Source organism: Photorhabdus sp. P32 (assembly GCF_038085095.1).
GTDB classification, from domain to species: Bacteria; Pseudomonadota; Gammaproteobacteria; order Enterobacterales; family Enterobacteriaceae; genus Photorhabdus; species Photorhabdus luminescens.
Map to the genome: position 1 here is coordinate 57,351 of NZ_JAZGJN010000293.1, position 22,192 is coordinate 79,542.

General features: G+C 42.1%; 19 protein-coding genes and 2 pseudogenes. 10 read left to right on the forward strand and 11 right to left on the reverse strand.

Annotated features, from left to right (window positions below; all coding sequences use genetic code 11):
- Positions 1-77: 77 nt before the first annotated feature.
- The gene (locus V2H77_RS22425; RefSeq protein WP_445935668.1) at positions 78-1,619 is read right to left on the reverse strand and encodes a 4-hydroxyphenylacetate 3-hydroxylase family protein; all 1,542 of its coding nucleotides are present in this window, start codon (positions 1,617-1,619) and stop codon (positions 78-80) included.
- Between the two features lie 562 nt (positions 1,620-2,181).
- Between V2H77_RS22425 and V2H77_RS22430 the strand changes: the two genes are divergently transcribed.
- Positions 2,182-3,891: an AsmA family protein gene (locus V2H77_RS22430; RefSeq protein ID WP_341500547.1), complete on the forward strand. Its 1,710-nt coding sequence runs from the start codon at positions 2,182-2,184 to the stop codon at positions 3,889-3,891.
- Positions 3,892-3,948: 57 nt separating this feature from the next.
- Here V2H77_RS22430 and V2H77_RS22435 read toward each other — a convergent pair whose 3' ends face one another.
- The 5 genes from V2H77_RS22435 to yihX all read right to left on the reverse strand — a co-directional run bounded on the left by V2H77_RS22435 (position 3,949) and on the right by yihX (position 6,819).
- The gene (locus tag V2H77_RS22435; protein WP_012776381.1) at positions 3,949-4,221 is read right to left on the reverse strand and encodes a type II toxin-antitoxin system YafQ family toxin; all 273 of its coding nucleotides are present in this window, start codon (positions 4,219-4,221) and stop codon (positions 3,949-3,951) included.
- A gap of 3 nt (positions 4,222-4,224) precedes the next feature.
- Positions 4,225-4,461, reverse strand: a complete 237-nt coding sequence (locus tag V2H77_RS22440) for a type II toxin-antitoxin system RelB/DinJ family antitoxin (RefSeq protein ID WP_012776380.1) — start codon at positions 4,459-4,461, stop codon at positions 4,225-4,227.
- 259 nt (positions 4,462-4,720) lie between these two features.
- Complete coding sequence (gene fabY, locus V2H77_RS22445; protein ID WP_036778427.1) at positions 4,721-5,638, reverse strand: fatty acid biosynthesis protein FabY; 918 nt, start codon at positions 5,636-5,638, stop codon at positions 4,721-4,723.
- Positions 5,639-5,710: 72 nt separating this feature from the next.
- Positions 5,711-6,148 carry a D-aminoacyl-tRNA deacylase gene (gene dtd / locus V2H77_RS22450; protein ID WP_341500548.1) on the reverse strand — a complete coding sequence of 146 codons (438 nt, stop codon included), beginning with the start codon at positions 6,146-6,148 and terminating at the stop codon, positions 5,711-5,713.
- Positions 6,149-6,192: 44 nt separating this feature from the next.
- A complete protein-coding gene (gene yihX / locus V2H77_RS22455) occupies positions 6,193-6,819 on the reverse strand; it encodes a glucose-1-phosphatase (protein WP_341500549.1) in 627 nt (208 codons plus the stop codon).
- A gap of 156 nt (positions 6,820-6,975) precedes the next feature.
- On the opposite strand from yihX, the gene V2H77_RS22460 reads away from it, so the two are divergent.
- The 3 genes from V2H77_RS22460 to V2H77_RS22470 all read left to right on the forward strand — a co-directional run bounded on the left by V2H77_RS22460 (position 6,976) and on the right by V2H77_RS22470 (position 9,945).
- Positions 6,976-8,430, forward strand: coding sequence for a carbon starvation CstA family protein (locus V2H77_RS22460; protein ID WP_341500550.1), 1,455 nt, complete (start codon positions 6,976-6,978; stop codon positions 8,428-8,430).
- A 778-nt stretch (positions 8,431-9,208) separates the two neighbouring features.
- Positions 9,209-9,361, forward strand: a complete 153-nt coding sequence (locus V2H77_RS22465) for a DUF5993 family protein (RefSeq protein ID WP_445935670.1) — start codon at positions 9,209-9,211, stop codon at positions 9,359-9,361.
- Between the two features lie 14 nt (positions 9,362-9,375).
- Positions 9,376-9,945, forward strand: coding sequence for a disulfide bond formation protein B (locus tag V2H77_RS22470; RefSeq protein ID WP_341500552.1), 570 nt, complete (start codon positions 9,376-9,378; stop codon positions 9,943-9,945).
- Positions 9,946-10,008: 63 nt separating this feature from the next.
- Here V2H77_RS22470 and typA read toward each other — a convergent pair whose 3' ends face one another.
- Positions 10,009-11,847, reverse strand: coding sequence for a ribosome-dependent GTPase TypA (gene typA, locus V2H77_RS22475; RefSeq protein WP_265377714.1), 1,839 nt, complete (start codon positions 11,845-11,847; stop codon positions 10,009-10,011).
- Positions 11,848-12,297: 450 nt separating this feature from the next.
- Here typA and glnA point away from each other — a divergent pair, with 450 nt between their 5' ends.
- The 6 genes from glnA to V2H77_RS22505 all read left to right on the forward strand — a co-directional run bounded on the left by glnA (position 12,298) and on the right by V2H77_RS22505 (position 18,950).
- Entirely contained in the window at positions 12,298-13,707 is a 1,410-nt protein-coding gene (glnA, locus tag V2H77_RS22480; protein WP_341500553.1) for a glutamate--ammonia ligase, read from the forward strand.
- Positions 13,708-13,859: 152 nt separating this feature from the next.
- Entirely contained in the window at positions 13,860-14,909 is a 1,050-nt protein-coding gene (gene glnL, locus V2H77_RS22485) for a nitrogen regulation protein NR(II) (RefSeq protein WP_341500554.1), read from the forward strand.
- Between the two features lie 9 nt (positions 14,910-14,918).
- A complete protein-coding gene (gene glnG, locus V2H77_RS22490; RefSeq protein WP_341500555.1) occupies positions 14,919-16,373 on the forward strand; it encodes a nitrogen regulation protein NR(I) in 1,455 nt (484 codons plus the stop codon).
- 747 nt (positions 16,374-17,120) lie between these two features.
- A complete protein-coding gene (locus tag V2H77_RS22495; protein WP_265513000.1) occupies positions 17,121-17,441 on the forward strand; it encodes a hypothetical protein in 321 nt (106 codons plus the stop codon).
- A gap of 523 nt (positions 17,442-17,964) precedes the next feature.
- On the forward strand, positions 17,965-18,717 hold the full coding sequence (locus tag V2H77_RS22500; protein WP_049583999.1) for a hypothetical protein: 753 nt from the start codon (positions 17,965-17,967) through the stop codon (positions 18,715-18,717).
- Between the two features lie 8 nt (positions 18,718-18,725).
- Positions 18,726-18,950 carry a hypothetical protein gene (locus V2H77_RS22505; RefSeq protein WP_049583998.1) on the forward strand — a complete coding sequence of 75 codons (225 nt, stop codon included), beginning with the start codon at positions 18,726-18,728 and terminating at the stop codon, positions 18,948-18,950.
- A gap of 232 nt (positions 18,951-19,182) precedes the next feature.
- Here the strand turns inward: V2H77_RS22505 and V2H77_RS23735 are convergent.
- The 4 genes and pseudogenes from V2H77_RS23735 to hemN form a co-directional block, all read right to left on the reverse strand.
- Positions 19,183-19,366, reverse strand: a pseudogene (locus tag V2H77_RS23735) (IS5/IS1182 family transposase); the annotation flags it as partial.
- Between the two features lie 2 nt (positions 19,367-19,368).
- Positions 19,369-19,509 (reverse strand): annotated as a pseudogene (locus V2H77_RS22510) (IS5/IS1182 family transposase); the annotation flags it as partial.
- A 108-nt stretch (positions 19,510-19,617) separates the two neighbouring features.
- Positions 19,618-20,097 (reverse strand): Hcp family type VI secretion system effector, encoded by a 480-nt coding sequence (locus V2H77_RS22515; protein WP_049583996.1) that lies wholly within the window; start codon positions 20,095-20,097, stop codon positions 19,618-19,620.
- Positions 20,098-20,627: 530 nt separating this feature from the next.
- Positions 20,628-22,001: an oxygen-independent coproporphyrinogen III oxidase gene (gene hemN, locus V2H77_RS22520; RefSeq protein ID WP_341500556.1), complete on the reverse strand. Its 1,374-nt coding sequence runs from the start codon at positions 21,999-22,001 to the stop codon at positions 20,628-20,630.
- Between the last annotated feature and the right edge of the window lie 191 nt (positions 22,002-22,192).

Genomic DNA, 22,192 nt, shown 5'->3' on the forward strand with positions numbered 1-22,192 from the left:
TCACATCGTTATCTATGCTCCCGGGGATTCGCTCCTTTGCCGTCGCGATGCATCTTGAAATCCATTGGGTATATCTCCTAGCGGCTGGAAGGCCAAATAAGATCGTTACCAACCCAACCATCAAGATCGTATTCACTCATACACTGCTCAGCAAACCCTTTCAATTGATCCACTAAGCCCGAAGCTTGGGAAGTCCATAACGTATCAAGTCTGGTAATTTCATGACTGCCGGCATAATTGAGCTCGTATAATTCATGCCTGTTAGCGAATTCCGTACCAATAGAGTCCCAAATCAGTTTCATGAGTTTGACTCGCTCAACTGCGCTGTAACCATTGGAGCCACGCATGTATTTATCAAGATAAGGAGAGAGTTCCGGGTTGGAAAAATCGCGGGCATGAGAGTTAACATAAATCAAGGCGCTGCCCAGATCCTGTTCAATAATTTCTTTTACCCTCGGGTAACCCTTCGTCATAAACCAACGATAAGCTACTCCATATTCGTACCGAGGCAATAGGGCATCTTCACCCCAAGGCTCCGGAGATTTAATCATTGCATCACTGAGCGCCCAAAACAGATTACGCCATGACAATACTTCACCAACCCGTGTTTGCACACCACGGAAATCCTTCGTACCTGTGGCTTCAACACCCTTAAGGAGCAATCCAGAAATAAAATCAAGTTTAACCGCCAATCGGGTCACACCATGCAACATAGCCCGATGAAAAAACCCTGATTCAGCAAAAAATAACGAAACTTTATCTACATCTCCATAGATAAATATGTTTTCCCAAGGAACCTTCACTTTATCCAGAATCATTATCGTATCGTTCTCATCAAATCGGGACGAGAGCGGATAATCAAAAGGACTGCCCATTTTATCAGCCGCCATTGAGTAAGAGGGGCGACAAATTAATTTTACTCCTGGCGCATTCATCGGCACAGTAAAGACTAACGCAAATTCCCGTTTCTTTATTGGTAAGCCGTAATGACCAATAAAGTTGTAATGACAAAGCGCCGATCCCGTAGCGACAACTTTAGCGCCGCTGACAATCAGTCCATCATCACACTCTTTTTCAACATGAACACAAATATCACCAATTTCATCAGGTGATAAATGACGATCTATTGGCGGATTAATAATCGAATGATTCCAGTAATACACGTTTTCCTGTGAGCGGATATACCAGTTTTTTGCATTATCAGCAAAATCACCATAAATATCCGGCCTTACGCCGAGTGAGGTAAGAAACGAAGCCTTATAATCAGGGCTTCTACCCAACCAGCCATAACTCATGCGAGCCCACGCGGCGATAGCATCACGATCAGCAATTAAATCCTGTTGTGAGTGCGGTACACGGAAAAAGGGATGTGTTACACCAGAACTACCCGTATCTGTAGGCGTAGTCAGTACATCACGATGAACAGGATCGTGCAAAGCATCATAGAGTTTCGCAATAGAGCGGGCTGTATTTTGAAAAGCAGGATGGTTGGCAACATCGTGAATGCGTTCACCATAAGCCCAGACTTCCCGACCATCGTTTAGCCCATCCAGAAATTCCTTTCCTGTAAGTGGGCGAGTTGTGCGGATACTACCTTCATTCGACGATTTTTGTTTCATGTTTTCTGACATAGAAGATTCCTTACATTATTTATTTGCCGGAAGATGGGTGAAAATAAGCTATGCAGTGTTATTTCAAGCATCAATCAAACTGAGAAAGGAATAGAAGGAATGACGAAAAAAATCATTACTCCATTTATGGCCATACATTAATTCATTCGGATGTCATTGGCTATATTTCCATGCAATAAAATATAGATTTAATGATTATATTAATCACACAATATAATTATTAACAAATTCACACAAACGCGCTAAGTTGTTAATGAAAAAAAACTTAGCGTAAAAAAAACAAAAATACAATTAAACAAAGATTAATCTCTTAAGTTTATTTTAATAGAATAAAACGATAACGAATAATTAATCATTTTTCTCATCTCATACCCTGAAATTATTAGAAATAACACCTGATAGAGTGACTTATTGGGATTCTTATTGTTAAATTCTACAAATGTTACAAATAATAATTTCTCCTCGTTCATAACTTTTATTCACCACCTCTTGAGTGAACACGAAAATTACGGCATAAAAGGAAGTTATAAGCCGACTAAATTGGAGTCTGATGATGAGATGGTTAGGAAAATCGCTGGTTACTCTGTTACTACTGCTAATACTGGCAGTAATCACTGTTTATGTCGTGATGCAGACAAACTGGGGAGCGCATCAGCTTAGTCAATGGTTGAGTCATCACAGCCGTTATCAGGTTCAAATCGGCAATATCGAACATAACTGGTCACAACCAGGTACCCTGGCATTTTCCGATATCGTCGTTAGCAATCAGCAACAGACTTTCACTTTAGCAGCTCAAGTTGTCACATTCGATTTCAACTGGCAGCAACTCACTTCCCCGCGCCATTTTCATCGTCTGTTATTGCAACAGGGCCAATTAACAATCAGAGATCAGTCACAATCCATACCTTTTAGCGCCAATATTCTGCAACTTAATCAGATGACTATTCAGTCAGAAAATGCAGACTGGCAAATTCAAGGACAAAACATCACCGGCGGCATCACCCCCTGGAATCCGCAATCAAATAAGTTGGTAGGGGATGGGGAATTTCAATTCAGCGCTGATAAACTGAATTTCAATGATATTTCTCTCGAAAAAGTTATTATGCGAGGAGATAACCAGCAGAATATCCTGACTATCCGTTCATTTGGCGCAACATTGGCACAAGGTTCAGTATCGGGTAATGGGCAACGTCAGCCTGATGGTAGCTGGCAGTGGGATAATTTACTTATCAGCAATATTCGTTGGCAAACGCCAATGACACTTGAAGCGTTATGGCTAAAAGCGAGCAAATTACCTGCCGTTAATATTAAAGATCTGAGCCTTACTAATGCCAAGCTGGAAGGTAAAAACTGGTCTGCCAACTATCTGGATGCCTCAGTAAAAAATGTTGGTTTGACCAACGGGAACTGGCAGGCAAAAGAGGGCATCATTGATTTCAATGTCATGGATACTACGCTGAATGATCTTCATTTCACCGATATTATTGGTCACCTTCTTCTGGCTGGCAATGAACTCACTATTTCCAATCTCACGTCTCGTTGGGAAAAGGGATTATTCCACGTCAAAGGGAAATGGAATCACCAAACAAAACAATTCAACATCACCAATGCAACAGTTGCCGGTTTAATTTATACCTTGCCGCAAAACTGGCATCAGCTACTGAAAAAATCATTGCCTGAATGGATATCCAGATTTTCCATTAACGAGATGACGATTAACAACAGTTTATTGATTGATATTAACCCCAATTTTCCATTCCAGCTTACCGCCCTCAGTGGTTATATCTATGACATGGAGTTACTGAAAGAAGGGAAATGGGGGATCTGGAGTGGCTCTTCAAATCTAAGTGCCACCAGCGCAACATTTAACAAAGTTGAATTACGTCGCCCTTACCTTAAATTACACACAGAGGGAAATAAACTGATTGTCGACCAATTAGATGCTTCTGTTGATGATGGATTGCTGAAAATAAAAGGCACAGTAGATCAACAGGTACAGAAGCCATTCACTTTAGATTTCCGGGGAATAGATGCAGATTTGGCGATTTTACCTCAATGGCGGTGGGTGCCGTTGAAATTACAGGGTAAAGGTAATTTCACGCTGTTAATACAGGGAGATCTTGCTGCTGATGATATTAAAAGTACTATTGATGGTACATTGACTGCCACGGATAAACAATCAGGCAAAGAAACTCAAGTAATCGATAAAGGGCAGATATCCATACAAAATTGTGAAACCTGCTCAGTTATTAGGCTATAACCGTGTAAACACCCAGTAACACCAAATAGCCCAAAAATTGGGCTATTTGGGATGAGATCACAGCTTAAATAGTTTTGCATGACTTCCAACCCGATATAAGAAAACCTCTTGCTCAGTTCTCTTATAAATCAATAGGAGATCCGGCTTTCCATGACATTCCAGATACCCAATATAATCCCCCTTCAATGAGTGCTCTTTATATTCACGGGGAAGTGGTTTTCCCGTGGCAAGCAGTTTTAATACGGTATTAATAACAGAAATAGCTGATTTATCATGCTGAAAGGGTTTTAAATCCTTTTTAAATGCAGATGAATATCGAATTTTTAGCATATTTTATTTAAAAATTTCATCCCAAAATTCATCTACGGTATCTACACTTGTACCACCACCACTTTCCAGCTCACGGATCGCCGCCTGCGTTGTGGCATTAGGAATGTGGCGTTCCTTTGTCGCTCGGGTTAATACCAGGCGGACAAAACTAGACATATCCAAACTGTTATCCTGAGCAGCTCTCGCTACCGCATTTTTTAGTTCTTCAGGAACACGAACTTTTAATATGGCCGTATTCATAGTATCCCCCTCTTCTGACTGTTTTCTCCCTTATCGTAGGACTATTGTGGACACAAATCAAGATTGTCAGACTAATAAACACACAAAATCTGTATTCTATAGCGTTATGAAGGTACAAAAAATGGCGTGCATACTGCCTAAACCTGATGCCTTTATGTTGCGCGTACTCAACGAAGCTTAACCTTATAAAAGCAGCCTTTCATTTCTGCTGTTAACATGAAAAATACCACCAGTGGCATATTTAATGCCACTGCGAAATCTAAGCGATAGCCGTATAAGCATTCGGCAATACCATATAGGTGCCAGTAAATACCGCACCAATTCCCTGATCGCCGCTGACAATCACATCCAACTTCACTCTCGCTTTACTGCCTTGTGCCAAACGAGCCAAATCACCGCTCATATTTTTAAGATCCGCAACAGATTTTGGCCTGCCAATAACCGGTTTTTTGTAACGGATATCGGCATCAGCCAGAATAATATCGCCACCCAGTTGACGTTCCTGCAACAACAGCCAGATCAATCCCCAACCGGTCAATGTCGCTAATGAGAATAGACTGCCAGCAAAGATAGTTTGGTGAGGATTTTGATTACCTGCTTCCGGCATGGTGGTAATAAAGCTCTGACCGGTATATTGAGAAATTCGTACCCCCATTTTTTCACTGAGGGGAATATGTTTGTACCAAGCCTGTTGCAGTTCGTTGCACCAATCCGGCCGGTGAAGAATATCATCAAGTGTCGCAACCGGTTTTATCATCAGAAAATGGCGAACCGGTGTCGTTTGCGGGCTAGTAATTGGCCCACGGTTTTCAAACCCCAATTTACTGAAAAACTCCACCGCATATTCACGAGCACTGCAAACTACCCGCTTAACACCTTCCTGACGGGCAACCGATTCCAGGGCCATTGCGATTAATTTTCCTAACCCTCTACCTTGTACGTTGGGATGCACTGCCAGAAAGCGGATTGCCCCCTCACTATCCGCATTGATATATAAACGCCCTACCGCCACTGGGTTACCTTTCTCATCCACAACCATCTGGTGATGAGCCATCGTGTCATAACCATCTTTTTCAGAGCCGACAGGCTGATGCAGTGGCTTACGCAACATTTCCCAACGAAATCGGTAATATGCTTCCAGTTCTTGTTCTGTTTCAGGTACTCGCAGATGATACATAGAAACTGCCCCTTTCTTTTGCTTATGATGTTTAATCGGGGATGGTTGCGTTCTACTGGCTATTTTTGGTTGCTAGACCTGCAACCAGAAAGTGACTGGCCCATCGTTTGTCAGGCTGACTTTCATATCGGCAGCAAACCGCCCGATTTCTGTTTTTACACCACTTTGGCGGCATTGTTCAACAAAATAGCGATATAATTCATCGGCCTTGTCTGGGGCAGCGCCACCGGAAAAACTGGGGCGCATGCCTTTTTGAGTATCGGCAGCCAGTGTAAACTGGGAAACCACCAACAAACTGCCTCCGGCCTGCTGGACGTTCAAATTCATTTTGTCCTGCTCATCACTGAATACCCGATACCCAACCACCTTTTCACACAACCGTTTTGCCTTCTGTTGATCATCTCCTTTCTCAACACCTAGCAACACCAGCAGGCCGTGACCAATTTCCCCAACGACTTCGTTCTTAACAACAACATTTGCTTGTGTTACCCGCTGGATTAACGCAATCATATTTTTCCTTTATTCAGATAGTCACATCAGCACACTATCCTCTATTATCCGTTCAATCCTTCATTTTGTTCAGAAAAACCGCTTGCTTCGAAATAATCTGGCACTGTCTGCCTATCAACAACATGAACGCTATTGATCCCTAACGCCCTGGCTGCTTCCACATTTTCCAGCACATCGTCAAAAAACACCGCCTGATCCGGTGAAAAGCCTTCTGTCTCAAGCACATATTTGAAAATATCAGGTTCAGGTTTACGCATTGCCAAATCCTGTGACAAATAGAGGTAATCAGCGGATGCCGCAATCTCAGGATAATTATGCGGCCAGTAATCCAGGTGCAAGCGGTTTGTGTTGGATAACACCACAACCCGGTGTCCTGCCTCACGTAATTTCTTCATTATCTGAATAATTTCAGGCCGGATATCAATAAAGATAGCATGCCATCCAGCAGCAAACTGCTCAAAACTGAGTGAAATACTCATTTCCTGACATAAAGTATCAGCGAATTCCAGATCAGTAATTTGACCACGCTCATGTTTTTCAAACGTTTCTCCCATAGAGAAACTTTTAGTCAAAGTCGCAAGAGGTGTCCCGCTCAAATTACTCCATACCGCTAAAACCCTTTTAAAATCAATATCAATAATCACATTACCCATATCGAAGATATATAGCATAATTACCCCCTGGCTAATTAATGACTTTTTACTTTAATCGTATTTTCAATTAGAAAACAGTACGGACAAGTAAAAAGCGAATTACTTCACGGTATTTTTTTTATGAAACTATAAAGTAGCATCCAGATTAAAAAAGTCGAGTAAGGTGTTATATTTATGTCGTGGTTCCTCCTCTGTATCAGCCTTCTTCTGGCTGGATATTTTATATATGGCAAGATTGTCGAAAAGATATTCACTATTCGGCCAGAAAGAAAAACCCCTGCGCTTTCTATGGCTGATGGTGTTGATTATGTTGCTATGTCCACCCCAAAAGTTTGGTTAATTCAGTTACTGAATATTGCCGGCGTGGGTCCTATTTTCGGCCCAATTCTTGGCGCCCTCTATGGCCCGCTTGCCATGCTGTGGATTGTATTCGGCTGTATCTTCGCCGGCGCAGTACACGATTACTTCTCCGGTATGCTCAGTGTGCGTGCCCGTGGTGCATCCGTGCCCGTTATCGTTGGTAATGAACTGGGCAAAACCATGAAGCATTTCATGAATATATTTGCTGTTATTCTGCTGATGCTAGTTGGAGTCGTCTTTGTTTTGAGCCCTGCCGGCTTGTTGAATAACCTGCTGAAAGAGGCAATGGGTTGGGATAACATTGCTATCTGGGTCGGTATTATCTTTGCTTACTATATTCTCGCAACGCTGGTGCCTATTGATAAAATCATCGGTCGCCTTTACCCATTATTCGGCGCATTGCTATTGTTTATGTCTGTCGCGCTGATGGTCGGTTTAGCAATGAGCGATAAGCCCTTCTATTCTCAAGGATTAGATTTCACCACTAACTTTAACCCGAAAGATCTGCCTATTTGGCCATTGCTATTCGTTACGATTGCTTGTGGCGCTATTTCTGGTTTCCACGCCACTCAGTCTCCGCTGATGGCGCGTTGTATGCAGAATGAAAAAAATGGTCGTTTCGTTTTCTACGGCGCAATGATTGGTGAAGGGATTATCGCGCTAATCTGGTGTACATTGGGCCTGAGTTTCTATGAAGATACTAACGCGCTACAAGCGGTGATTGATCAAGGTACAGCCTCTCTGGTTGTTCACGAAGTGTCCACATCTCTGTTAGGTACCGTCGGCGGTATTCTGGCAATCCTCGGTGTGGTGATTTTGCCAATTACTTCTGGCGATACCGCATTCCGTTCTGCCCGGCTTATTATTGCTGAATTCTTGAATATTCCTCAGCAACAAATGACTAAACGTCTGTTATTAAGTGTGCCAATGTTTATTGTCGGTTATCTGATTACCAAAACTGACTTCAATATCATTTGGCGTTATTTCGGTTGGGCAAACCAGACTACAGCAATGGTCATGTTATGGGCTGCCTCCGCATGGCTGCTGCGTCGCAATAAGTTCCATTGGATCACCACCCTGCCAGCCATGTTTATGACCGCAGTGTGCTTCACCTATCTGGCATTTGCGCCAGAAGGTTTTGCGCTAAGCTGGAATATCTCCGTTGTTATCGGCCTGGCCGCAATGGTGGTTGTCACAATTGCCTTCTTCGCGAAAGTCCGCTCTCAATCAGCTTCCGATAATATAAAAGCCGAAGCATTAAATGAGTAAAAAACCAAGAAGATATTAAATATCACAACAGCCCCTCACGATAAAAAGTTGAGGGGTTTTAATTGCCGATCTCCTTTATCGTGATAAGAAACATTTATTCCTCCTGCAAATATCAGACGAAATATCACATGAATATTGATAATTTAAGCGTTACGATCAGAAAAATTAGTGAAGAAAACGCCATTTCCCCATAGAGAATGTCTGGGATAGCTTCTTTATGAAAGCTTAGTACCCATTATAGTGACAAACAATGAAAAAGAATTCATCTGGGTAGAGGGTTAATTGTAGAAAATTGGATAGATTAAGCCCTTTAAAAGTAAACCTACAAATAGTCGTTAAATTAGGGAGTTTCCAGACAAAGATATGATTCGCCGTTCCTAATCGTTTCCTGCTCAACTATTAAATAAAAAACAACTCATTGAAACTCTCGCCAAATGATAATCACGCTCATCCTTCTGAATAGTGGCGAACATAAACAAGATTGACTACAATTGTTATTAGCAGCACACTACGAATAGTGGGTTAAATCATACACCATTCGAAAACCAAAACCTTGCTTTAATAAATGTAGGTTTGTTCGTTTTCAAATGCGATACCAAAGAGAGTCGTTCCCATTAATGGCGCCAAAGCGTTTCTTTTTACGGGCAACTTACCTTTGGATAATTGATCGCTTGTATCGAAGTAAACGCTTCTAAACTGAGTTTGATGAATTCCCTCCCCTGAACTACAAGGGAAAGGTCTTAAATGTTTTTAGAAAACTGGAGAATCAACCATGTATATGTTTTTACCTTTTTTACTCGCATTATTTGCGGCTATCACCACCCTATATGGCAAGTATAAAACCAGTTATACCCTATGGGGTCTCCTTTTGGTGACGACTGTAGTTTGGTTTATCCATCATGCAACTGATTCGTTAAATCTATCTTTTTAATGGGAGACAATCTAATGAATCAGGTATTAGCCACAAAACAACAGATCAGCTACGGCATGATATTTAACCTCATTGGGTTATTTGCTATCAGCGCTGCTCTAACCCTTGCCTTCTATTATCAATTGGTCCTTTCAGAACTCCCTTGTCCATTATGTTTGCTACAGCGGGCAGGCATGATCACGATAGGGTTTGGTTTCCTGTTTAATCTGCGTTTTGGCATCAAAAGCGCACATTATGGCTTGTCACTTCTCGGCTGTATCGTGACTGGCATTGTTGCGATCCGACAAGTATTTTTACATATCACACCCGGTGATCTCGGTTATGGTTCCGCATTTTTGGGTCTGCATTTCTATACTTGGGCCCTTATCTGCTCAGTTATTGCGATTATCGGCATCTCAGTCATGCTGATATCAAAAAGCCTAGAAAAAACAACTGAAGCAAGACCAAACAAGTCGGTTATCGGTCAGATTATTATCGGATTATTTGTCATATTAATTACCGCAAATTTAATCTCCACGGTTTTGGAATGTGGCGGTGGGCAGTGTGATGACAACCCAACGTTCTATCAACTGCTCGGTAAATAATCTCATTTGTTTAAAAAACTCAGGGCGCCATTGGCGCCCTAAGCATTGGTATTGCAGGAAAGATTATGCTTCTTTACTGCGATACGCACGACGGCGTTCGTTTTCCGTCAGATGGCGTTTACGCAGGCGAATAGACACCGGGGTCACTTCCACCAGCTCGTCATCATCAATAAACTCCAGAGCCTGCTCCAGGGTTTTCTTAATATGTGGAGACAGGGTTGTCGCTTCGTCAGTACCAGATGCACGGACGTTAGTCAGTTTTTTACCTGTCAGACAGTTAACTGTCAGGTCATTAGAACGGGAATGAATACCGATCACCTGGCCTTCATATACTTCGGCGCCATGACCAAGGAACAACTTACCGCGATCTTGCAAGCTGTAAAGCGCATAAGCAACCGCTTTACCCTGACCATTGGAAATCATCACGCCGTTCTGACGGCGACCGATTTCACCCGGACGAACATCATCATAGTGGCTGAATGTCGCATACAGCAGACCAGTACCGGAGGTCATTGTCAGGAACTCAGTACGGAAGCCAATCAGACCACGGCTTGGAATAATATAATCAAGGCGTACACGGCCTTTACCGTCTGGCAGCATGTCGCGCAGATCCGCTTTACGCTCACCCAACGCCTGCATCACATCTCCCTGATGCTGCTCTTCAATATCCAGCGTCACCTGTTCGAAAGGTTCTTGCTTGCGACCATCGATTTCACGGAAGATAACTTTCGGACGGGATACCGCCAGTTCAAAACCTTCACGGCGCATGTTCTCAATCAGAACAGATAAGTGCAATTCGCCCCGGCCAGAAACACGGAACGCATCCGGATCTTCTGTTTCTTCAACCCGCAGCGCGACATTGTGAACTAACTCTTTCTTCAAACGCTCAAGGATTTGACGTGAAGTAACATATTTGCCTTCACGGCCACAGAAAGGAGAGGTGTTAACACAGAAATACATGCTCACTGTCGGCTCATCAACAGCCAGCGGCGGCAACGCTTCAACCGCGTTGACGTCACACAGGGTATCAGAGATATTCAGCTCACCCAGGCCGGTAATCGCAACGATGTCGCCCGCTTCCGCTTGCTCACTCTCAATACGCTCCAGACCCAAATGGCCCAACACTTTACCGATTTTACCGTTCCGGGTTTTACCTTCACTATCAATAATCGTGACATTCTGGTTTGGCTTAACTGTACCGCGCTTGATACGACCAATCCCAATAACGCCAACATAGTTATTGTAGTCAAGCTGAGAAATCTGCATCTGGAATGAACCGTTCAGGTCAACTTTCGGCGGCTCTACATGATCGACAATCGCCTGATACAACGGCGTCATATCTGTCGCCATATCTTCATGATCAGTACCGGCGATTCCCATCAACGCAGATGCATAAACAATGGGGAAGTCCAGTTGCTCGTCAGTCGCTCCCAGATTGACAAACAGGTCAAACACCTGATCTACAACCCAATCAGGACGGGCGCCAGGACGGTCAACTTTGTTAATAACCACAATCGGTTTCAAACCATGAGCGAACGCTTTTTGTGTCACAAAACGGGTCTGAGGCATTGGCCCGTCCATAGCGTCCACCAGCAATAGTACGCTGTCAACCATAGACATAACACGTTCAACTTCACCGCCGAAATCGGCATGTCCCGGAGTGTCTACGATATTAATACGGTAGTCATTCCATTTAATGGCGGTATTTTTTGCGAGGATAGTAATTCCACGCTCTTTCTCCAGATCATTGGAGTCCATCACACGCTCTGTCGCTGTCGCACGGTCACCGAAAGTACCGGATTGTTGCAGCAGCTTGTCAACCAGGGTCGTTTTACCGTGGTCAACGTGCGCGATAATGGCGATATTACGCAATTTTTCGATCACAAACTTTGCCTCAGGCATTTATAGAAATGGCGCGCTATTGTACACACATTGGTCGAAGGACTAAACAGGATCACAATAATCTATGCTTAACAACTTGATGACAATGAAATTGTGATCCCTTTCACGCCCATAAATAGACGCATTTTTTGATATAAACGCACTAACATTGTGCGTCTCAGTCATATAATTGCACCAATATAGTGCAATTTTCCCAAATATTCCGGTATCCCATCACCGGTATACCTACGATACAGTATATTGCAAGGTGTTAAAAAGTTGGCATGCTTTTCGCAAATGCTTTTCGTGATTGAATTGACTTTCACAACTAATTTGACTTTCATAACTATAAGTTTGAAGTTTGCAAACGTGTAAATAGCCTTGTTAAGGTAAAAACAATGTGATTGTGTTTTCTTTAGTCTTAATCACGACAATTTTATCAAGACCAACACAAACCAGGAGAAACCGAGTATGTCTGTTGAACATGTTTTAACCATGATTGAAGAGCATCAGGTGAAGTTTATTGATTTGCGTTTCACTGATACCAAAGGCAAAGAACAACATATGACCATTCCTGCTCATCAGGTTAATGCAGACTTCTTTGAAGATGGCAAAATGTTTGACGGATCTTCAATTAGCGGTTGGAAAGGGATTAACGAATCTGACATGGTGCTAATGCCAGACTCCAGTACAGCCATGCTTGACCCGTTCTTTGACGATGCCACATTGATCCTACGTTGTGACATTCTGGAACCCGGCACCATGCAAGGCTACGACCGTGATCCCCGTTCCATCTCTAAACGCGCTGAAAACTTCCTGCGTTCAAGCGGAATTGCCGATACTATCCTGTGCGGACCAGAACCTGAGTTTTTCCTGTTTGATGACGTGCGCTTCAGCAGCGCCATGTCCCATTCTTACTATCACATCGATGATATCGAAGCTGCATGGAATTCCGGGACGCAATACGAAGGCGGCAACAAAGGCCATCGGCCTGCGGTAAAAGGCGGTTATGCTCCCCTGCCTCCCGTTGATTCTTCTCAGGATTTACGTTCAGCGATGTGCCTGACAATGGAAGAGATGGGGTTGGTTGTAGAAGCTCATCATCATGAAGTGGGAACAGCAGGTCAAAATGAAATCGCTACCCGTTTCAACACCATGACCAAAAAAGCGGACGAAACCCAGATTTACAAATACGTCGTACATAATGTCGCGCACAATTTCGGCAAGACGGCAACCTTTATGCCAAAACCTCTGGTTGGCGATAATGGCTCGGGTATGCACTGCCATATGTCTCTGTCCAAAAACGGGACTAACTTGTTTGCCGGTGACAAATACGGTGGTCTGTCCGAACTGGCGCTATTCTACATTGGCGGTATTATCAAACATGCTCGTGCACTGAACGCATTTACCAACCCGACAACCAACTCTTATAAACGTTTAGTTCCGGGCTATGAAGCCCCGGTTATGCTCGCCTACTCCGCCCGTAACCGTTCAGCATCTATCCGTATTCCCGTTGTCGCCAGCACTAAAGCTCGCCGTATTGAAATACGTTTCCCTGATCCAGCGGCTAACCCTTATCTGGCGTTCGCCGCTCAGTTGATGGCTGGCCTTGACGGTATCATCAACAAAATCCATCCCGGTGATGCGATGGATAAAAACCTGTATGACCTGCCACCGGAAGAAGCCAAAGAGATCCCTACCGTCGCTCCTTCTCTGGAGGAAGCACTGGCGGCATTGAATGCCGATCGTGAATTCTTGACTCGCGGCGGTGTATTCACCGATGACGCCATTGATGCATATATTGACTTGAAAAACAGTGAAATAGAACGTGTCCGTCTGACGCCGCACCCACTGGAGTTTGAACTCTATTACAGTGTGTAATTAGCAGCACCGTTTCCGCTGATCATTTTTGTTGCCGTGAAACCTTTAGCCCATCTTCGGATGGGCCTTTTTCCTGCTAGCTAAATTTCAGGCTTTGACTGGGTTTTACGCTCGAACATGATACAGTGCACCAAAAAGGTGCAGGAGTGTGGATGAAAACGGAAAATCTGCCCGATAGCGGGCAAATATTAAATTCACTCATTAACAGTGTACTGGTACTGGATACTGATCTCGTCATCCGTTATGCCAACCATGCGGCACTGCAATTATTCGCTCAGAGTACCCGTAAACTATTCGGTACACCTCTTCCAGTACTGTTTAGCTATTTTTCACTGGATACAGAACTGATGCGCTCTAGTCTGGTCAGCGGCCAGAGTTTTACTGATAACGAAGTAACGTTAGTGGTTGATAACCGCTTTCACACTATGTCGCTCAGTGCCCAACCGATTTCCGAGCAGTTCATCTTGCTGGAACTGGCGCCTATGGATAGTCAACGCCGGTTAAGCCAAGAGCAGGTACAACAAGCTCAGCAGATAGCCGCACGGGAATTGGTTCGGGGGCTGGCACATGAAATCAAAAACCCCCTTGGTGGGTTGAGAGGAGCCGCGCAATTACTGTCAAAAGCACTGCCTGATCCTGCTTTGCAGGAATACACCCAGGTAATTATTGAACAAGCCGACCGATTGCGCCATCTGGTAGACAGATTGCTTGGCCCACAACATCCGGGGGAACGAATTAAACAAAGCATTCATTATGTTGCTGAACGGGTTTCTCAGCTAGTCTCGCTGGAAATGCCGGATAACGTCACACTAGTAAAAGATTACGATCCCAGTTTGCCAGAACTGGCCCACTATCCTGATCAAATTGAACAGGTGCTACTGAATATCACCCGTAACGCCTTGCAAGCGCTAGGCAAACAGGGGGGAACCATTACCCTCCGCACTCGTACTGCTTTTCAAATTACCTTGCATGGTAAGCGCTATCGTCTGGCGGCCAGAATTGACGTGGAAGATAACGGGCCGGGTATCCCGCCACAAATTCAGGACACCTTGTTTTACCCAATGGTCAGCGCTCATGAAGGTGGAACAGGTCTTGGTCTATCCATTGCTCGCAATTTAATAGACCAACACTCTGGCAAAATAGAATTTACCAGTTGGCCGGGACACACAGAATTTTCTATCTACTTACCAATTAAGAAATAGAGGATAACGATGCAACAGGGAAAAATTTGGATCGTCGATGATGACAGGTCAATCCGCTGGGTACTGGAGCGAGCGTTAAGTAACGCGGGGATGGAATGTACCAGTTTTGCCGACGCGGATAGCGTACTGACCGCTCTGGCCCAAAACACACCTGATGTACTGATTTCGGATATCCGTATGCCGGGGATGAATGGGCTAAACCTGCTGAATAACATCAAACAGAGCAACCCTTTGCTGCCAGTTATCATTATGACCGCTCACTCTGATCTGGATGCTGCGGTCAGTGCTTATCAGCAAGGAGCGTTTGATTACTTACCAAAACCCTTTGATATTGATGAAGCCGTTGCCTTGCTGGAACGAGCGCTTAGCCACTCCCGCGATCAGAATCAATCAATTAAAAGTCCGCAGGTCGTCACATCCGTTTCTGACATGATAGGAGAAGCGCCTGCCATGCAGGATGTTTACCGTATTATCGGCCGCCTCTCCCGGTCCTCTATCAGCGTCCTGATTAATGGCGAATCCGGTACCGGGAAAGAATTGGTGGCCCATGCGCTGCACCGTCACAGCCCACGGTCCAATGAGCCATTTATTGCCCTTAACATGGCAGCTATTCCTAAAGATTTGATTGAATCAGAGTTATTTGGTCATGAAAAAGGCGCTTTTACCGGCGCTAATCAGGTACGTCATGGCCGATTTGAACAAGCCAATCGCGGTTCACTATTTCTTGATGAAATTGGCGATATGCCTCTGGACATTCAAACTCGTCTGTTACGGGTATTGGCGGAAGGCCAGTTCTACCGAATTGGCGGCTATGCTCCAGTGAAAGTGGATGTACGGATTATCGCGGCAACCCATCAGGATCTAGAACGTTTGGTACAGAAAGGCAAATTCCGTGAAGATCTCTATCACCGCCTTAACGTTATTCGTATGCAATTACCGCCCTTACGTGACAGAGTAGAGGATATCCCTCGCCTGACCCGTCATTTCCTACAACAGACTGCCAAAGAGTTAGGCGTAGAAACAAAGATTCTCCATCCTGACGCAGAAATGGCCTTAATGCGTTTACCCTGGCCGGGCAATGTTCGCCAGTTGGAAAATATCTGCCGTTGGCTGACTGTCATGGCCGCAAGTCAGGAAGTACTGGTACAGGATTTACCGTCTGAATTATTTGAACCCCACCATACCGAAACCGGCACAACAACATCTGTAAATTCCGTATCTGCAAATACGACACCTACACATACAATACAGGAAAACTGGTCGCAGCTACTTGCCCTGTGGGCAACAAGCGCCTTGGAAAACGGTCAGCAGGATCTGCTATCTGAAGCATTACCGTTATTGGAGCGTACCTTACTTGATTGTGCACTTAAGCATACTAAAGGTCATAAACAAGATGCTGCACGATTGCTAGGTTGGGGACGCAATACTATTACACGGAAGTTAAAAGAACTTGGGTTGGAGTAAGGAGATGATATCTCCAGTCCTATAACCATTTTGCGGGATTTAATATATCAGATTCCCCATTAGCAGGATTAAATAACCGATCTCGATCACACTTTATACTATTCATTCAGACAAGGAAATAATCCCACATAAAGCCAATATCACTATTATTTCTGGCACAGTTAATGCCGTCGGAATAAAAAATCGACGTCAGGGCAAAGTTTTTAGGGATCGTTATAACTGATTGACTGTCTGTATTATATCTGATAAAACCAGTATCAAACGTGATTAATTTACGATCAATCGAGATAATAGAATCGACAAAAGGCAAGATTGAGCAGTATCTATCACCCTCCAAGTGAACAGAACGTATCTGAAAGAATAGCGCTTCTTGATAAGGAGAAACCCAATAATCTCAGAAATTACCTAATTGAGAATGTGTGACGCACTACCAACGCAGTTGTATACAACTACTTAACCTAGTCCAAAGCTACGGGGGTATATTGAGTGTCTGTAGCTCGCGCAATAAAAACCCTCAAAGAGGATCTCTGGATTGAGTCGGCAATGTAACAACATATTGCGGCAATGCGAGTGTATTCTGACAAACAGTTAGGAACCAGAAAAAATACGCAATATTTCAAACTACTGTTATTGTCTCACCAAGTGAGCGAGAACTTAATTTAAGAAAACCACAACCCCGGTTGTGATTTATATTCAAACTAGTAATTAAAGGGTTGGTTTAAAATGATGAAGTGGTGTCGGATTATTATGGCAGTTATTTTGTTTTATTCTCTTTTCGTTGGTATGATGCAAGTATTGTCGCTTAATTTTTATATTTTTCATGATTATTTTGGCTGGTGGAAGATTCCAGCCAAAGTGGCCGCTGTAATCGCCACTCTTTACGTTTTTGCTCTACTTGCTAAGTTTTTGCCTCTTATTATTGTTATTTTTATATGTAGCTTAGTTTTGGTGGTAAATGTATGGCATTGGTCATTGTGGACTTCAATCCTTATTCTTATTTGGCCGGTTATTGTTGTCTTGGTTTATTGCGTACTCACCAAAAGCCTGAAATATAATACATCGGACTAGTACTACAACCATAATTTTCTTTCCCGACAGACAATACATTCATATAAAAGCTTAAATCATACGATTTCTCAGTATTGTAATTATCAGAAAAAATACAATCTCACATTGGAACTAGATACAAAGAATAACGGAACTTCATTACACAATGTTAATTACTTTTTATAGAATAAATCAAAATATTTGGAATTTATATTTTCTTTTACGGAAACCAATATCTGACATTGTACTTTTTTAGTGAATTTTTGTTACTTGATTGATATAGTTATTTTTATATAAATATGTTATATTGATTTTCATTAATTAAGATAGCATATGGATGACAGAGGTACATTAATGCAATAAATAATGCTCTAGTTAATAGCTCAGTTATAACTGAGGACAAACTAGCTGTAATGATGATATTCTGCTTTCAATTATTATCATCTACAAATAAAGATGAAGTTAATATGCATATCTCTGATGGTAGGGTATTAACACTGAAATTCGAAGAAAATTTAATTAATCATTGATTTGGAGCTTATGTATGGAATCTAGTATCGAAAATGACCTCTGGAAAGAGGTAGATCGGCAAAATGATTTGCTTTGGAGAATAGAAGAAGCTAAGCGTGTAGCGGGCCTCAGTCTCGAAAAGGCAGTAAATGACACTATAGAATTAGGTGAAGAGGTCGTAGATACTATAGGCTTAGGTATGAGACGTAAGCTCTGGCAACTTTCATATTTTTTTGACGGTTATGAAGATGTATACGGAAGGATAAAAGAAGAAGATCACAGAATGAAATTAAATCTGATGGATCTTAAAAATGAAAATAAAAGAAAATTCATTTCGAGAATAACAGAAATATATGTTGATGAAGTATTTAAAGGTAATGAAGAAAAGGAGAAAGAAAGAATATATGGAAAAATATTAAAATTTTCCGCTAAAGTGACAATAGGTAAATCAATTAAATTAAGTGTATCAGCTATAATAGCAGAAGCCATATATTTAAATTTAATTAAAAAAACCATAGTGAAAAACATAGCCAAGCGATTTATAAGTGGATTATTAAATATTGCCCAATTTTATGGATATTATGAGAAAGCATCAATATCAGCAAATAGACTTAAAATAACATGTCCACAACTCTATTGGGCTTTGTATTTTCAAAAACTGGAAATGTTATATTTTATAGTTGAACCTGAATTAGAAAAAGGAATTTATTTAATAGAAGGATTTAGGAATAAGCAGGTCAGCGAAGAAGAAGTTGCTCGCGTACTTGCACATATGATGGGGGATTGAATTTATATATGAAAAATAAAACATTTAGTAAAGGGTGGTTCAAAAATCTTTTTTATGTATTTATTAAAGAATTATTGTGGTCAAATATGCCCGTTGTAGCCATTTTTATATGGGGGATTGTATCAGTGTATTTCTTCCCCGATGAATGGTGGATTGCATCTTTAATAGGAAGTATTGTAATTGTTGTTCTATTTCTTGTTCTCACATATTTAAGTGAAAGAAAAAAAAGCTAAGCGTATATGTTTAGCTCCAAGCCGCTGACAAACCTCGTTGAAAATAACGAGGTTTGTTTCTTTCATTATGAACCATAATGCTACCCCATTTTCTTCATTAATCCAGTCTAATCACCCGTCAGAGCGTTATTTTAGCTTTCCCTGCATTGACAGGCTCGTTCTCCATAGATAAAAACAACAAAGCATCGCGACCAGCAAAGCTATATTCTTGATATTTTGGGTTATTGCTCGAGCAGACATAACAATCCTGCGGTTTGTCATAGGTAAAATGTTTCTTCTGAAAGGTGCTCAGTTCCTTGTTAGGACGGTGAATAACCGACGATGAGCGTGGGGCCTAACTGATCCATCATGTAACAAACCAAGGCCGTAAAATACTTCACATCCAACCCTACCGCGAGAAGATTGAAAGACAAGCGAAATACAACGGGGCGACTAATTCACGGATAAATTCGAAATCAATGGCGGCACCAATTTTACGGACCAGACGATTTTTGGGCACCAGCTCGTCAAGTGAGAGCGTTTCTGGCGGGAAAGTCTCGGGAGGAGGTGTTTTTAGCATGGCGGCAAGCTCCGTTTGGTGAACGGAACTTAATTAAAACAAAGTGCCGGATAAAAAACCAGCACTTTGTCAATAATCTGGCTAAGCATATATGCTTAGCTTTAATTTTTAATAAATTCGTTCATCCCATATACTATAGGCTGATGTTCCTGCTGTTACATGGTTCCATGTAATGGATTTATATTTAAGAAAAATTTTCTCATACGGCATTAACTCATTACTATTAATTGAATTTGGATAAGTACAGGAAATATCAACAATAGTTGCTTCTGTAATTTTTACTTCATAAAAAATCTCTGACTGCCCTGTCTGACTTGTCCTATAAAAAATAAAAACACCATTCAATGATTCGTTAGAATCTATAGCCATAGCTAACAATGGGGATGATTTATCAATAGGCTTGATAAATTGTATGGGATGATGACTTACGTTCTGGTTACGAGTTATTGCGTGATTTAGACTGAGTACCTGTATTTGATCTTCATGTCCTTTTTGGTATCGATTCCCTATAGAATCGAGGGTTGAGCATCCAGATGATATTAAGCCTTGTTTCTTACCATTTAATGTTAGATAAATCATGTATGACATAAAGATTACCATCCTAGTTTTTTATTCAAATGATGTTAACTCGATATTTGGGCTAAAGAAAAAAGTAACTTAACATATAAAAAAACTTATGAATACTGGAAGGACTTTTTCAGTGAAAAGTTAACTATGTTTCCCTCCAAAACATAGCTCACGAGCAGTTAAAATCACATACTCGGCCCATAATTACGATAAGGTTTATTTTTCAGCGCTGGTTGCTCTAACTTCTGCTGCCTTATCGCTTGTTCTGTTTGTAAAAACTCTCAAACTGTTGGAGCTGCGCTGTCGATTCGGTCACGCAATTGTTTAAGTAATCGACTTGTTTCAACAACGTGACGTTTTCTTCCAAGGCTCACTCGAACATGTTTTGCAAGGAGAACTCTATTTACAATTTTGTGGAATTTCCCTTTTATTTAAATAGATATAGGTAAATGAGGTAAAGTGAAAACTATGAAACCGGATACTCAAATGTAAAGTAAAAAGATTTTAAAAGAAGTTAAAACCTTTTTATTTAAAAACCATGCTCGAAACAATCAAATCACCCTTGAAAACTGACGCTGACTAACTTTCTGGCGTAAATAAACATCAAAACACATACAGATATTACGAATCAGTAACCGGCCTCGCGGCGTTACCCAGATCTGTTTCTCATTCACTTCAACCAGCCCATCTTCAATCAACGGCGCTAATAATTGCAACTCTTCCGCGAAATAACGGGTAAAACTCAGCCCATATTGCTGCTCAATATCGGCAAAATTTAGACGGAAATTACAGATTAGCGCTTTAATAACATCACGACGCATACAATCATCTTGAGACAGCGTTAAACCACGCCATAAAGCATGCCCCTGTTTTTCTAATTCCGCATAATAGGTTTTTAACTCTTTTTGATTTTGAGAATAACTATCACCCAACATACTGATAGCAGAAACACCCAAGCCCAGCAGATCACACTCTTCCTGAGTGGTATAACCCTGAAAATTGCGATGTAATTTCCCTTCCCGCTGAGCTACCGCTAGTTCATCATCCGGGCGAGCAAAATGGTCCATGCCGATAAACTGATAGCCATTGTTTGTCAGCGTTGCGATTGTTTCTTGCAATATATCCAACTTTTGCTCGACACTCGGTAAATCATGTTCCTTAATTTTACGTTGAGCAGCAAATAAATTCGGCAAATGAGCATAATTGAAAACACTCATTCTGTCCGGTGATAACGCTAATACCCGCTCCAGAGTGAAAGCAAAACTTTCTGGTGTTTGTTTCGACAGGCCATAAATCAGATCAATACTGGTGGAATTAAAACCCATTTCACGGGCGCGTGCTACCAAAGCAAAGATAAACTCTTCATCCTGTTCACGGTTAACCAGACGCTGTACTTCTTTATTAAAATCCTGCACGCCCATGCTCAGACGGTTAAAACCTTCATTGCGCAGGTGATCAATCATATCCAGTTCAATTTCGCGTGGATCAATTTCAATGGAAATTTCAGCATCCGGCAGAAAATCAAAATGATGGCGCAACAATCCCGTCAATTTGCTGATTTGGTTTTTATTAAGATAAGTTGGCGTACCACCGCCCCAGTGCATCTGGCTAACTTTACGATCAGAAAACAACTTTGCCCGGTCACTAATTTCCCATTCAAGCCATTGCAGATATTCATCCGCTTTATGCTTCTGACGAGTGACCAGCTTATTACAACCACAGAAATAACAGAGCTTATGGCAAAACGGAATATGGAGGTAGAGAGAAAGCGGTCGTTCAGGGTAACGGGTAGCAGCCCGGATAAATGCTGCATTATCATACTGCTGATTAAATTCCAATGCCGTCGGATATGAAGTATAACGGGGGCCGGAATAATTGTATTTTTGGATCAAAGGCAAATCCCAAACGATGGCTTGATCAGACATGCTTATTCCTTCCGATGTTTTCGCCTATCAAAGCGTAACGCTTTCACATGTTTAATATGTTGCGTCGTTGTGACCCTGCGCAGCCGGGTTTTACGCCGCGATAATCGCCATAGTTTACCCAATAACCATAGCAAATAACATACTATTAGTATGGTTATTAGGCTTAATCCGCCTTTGATCATGGGAGATTA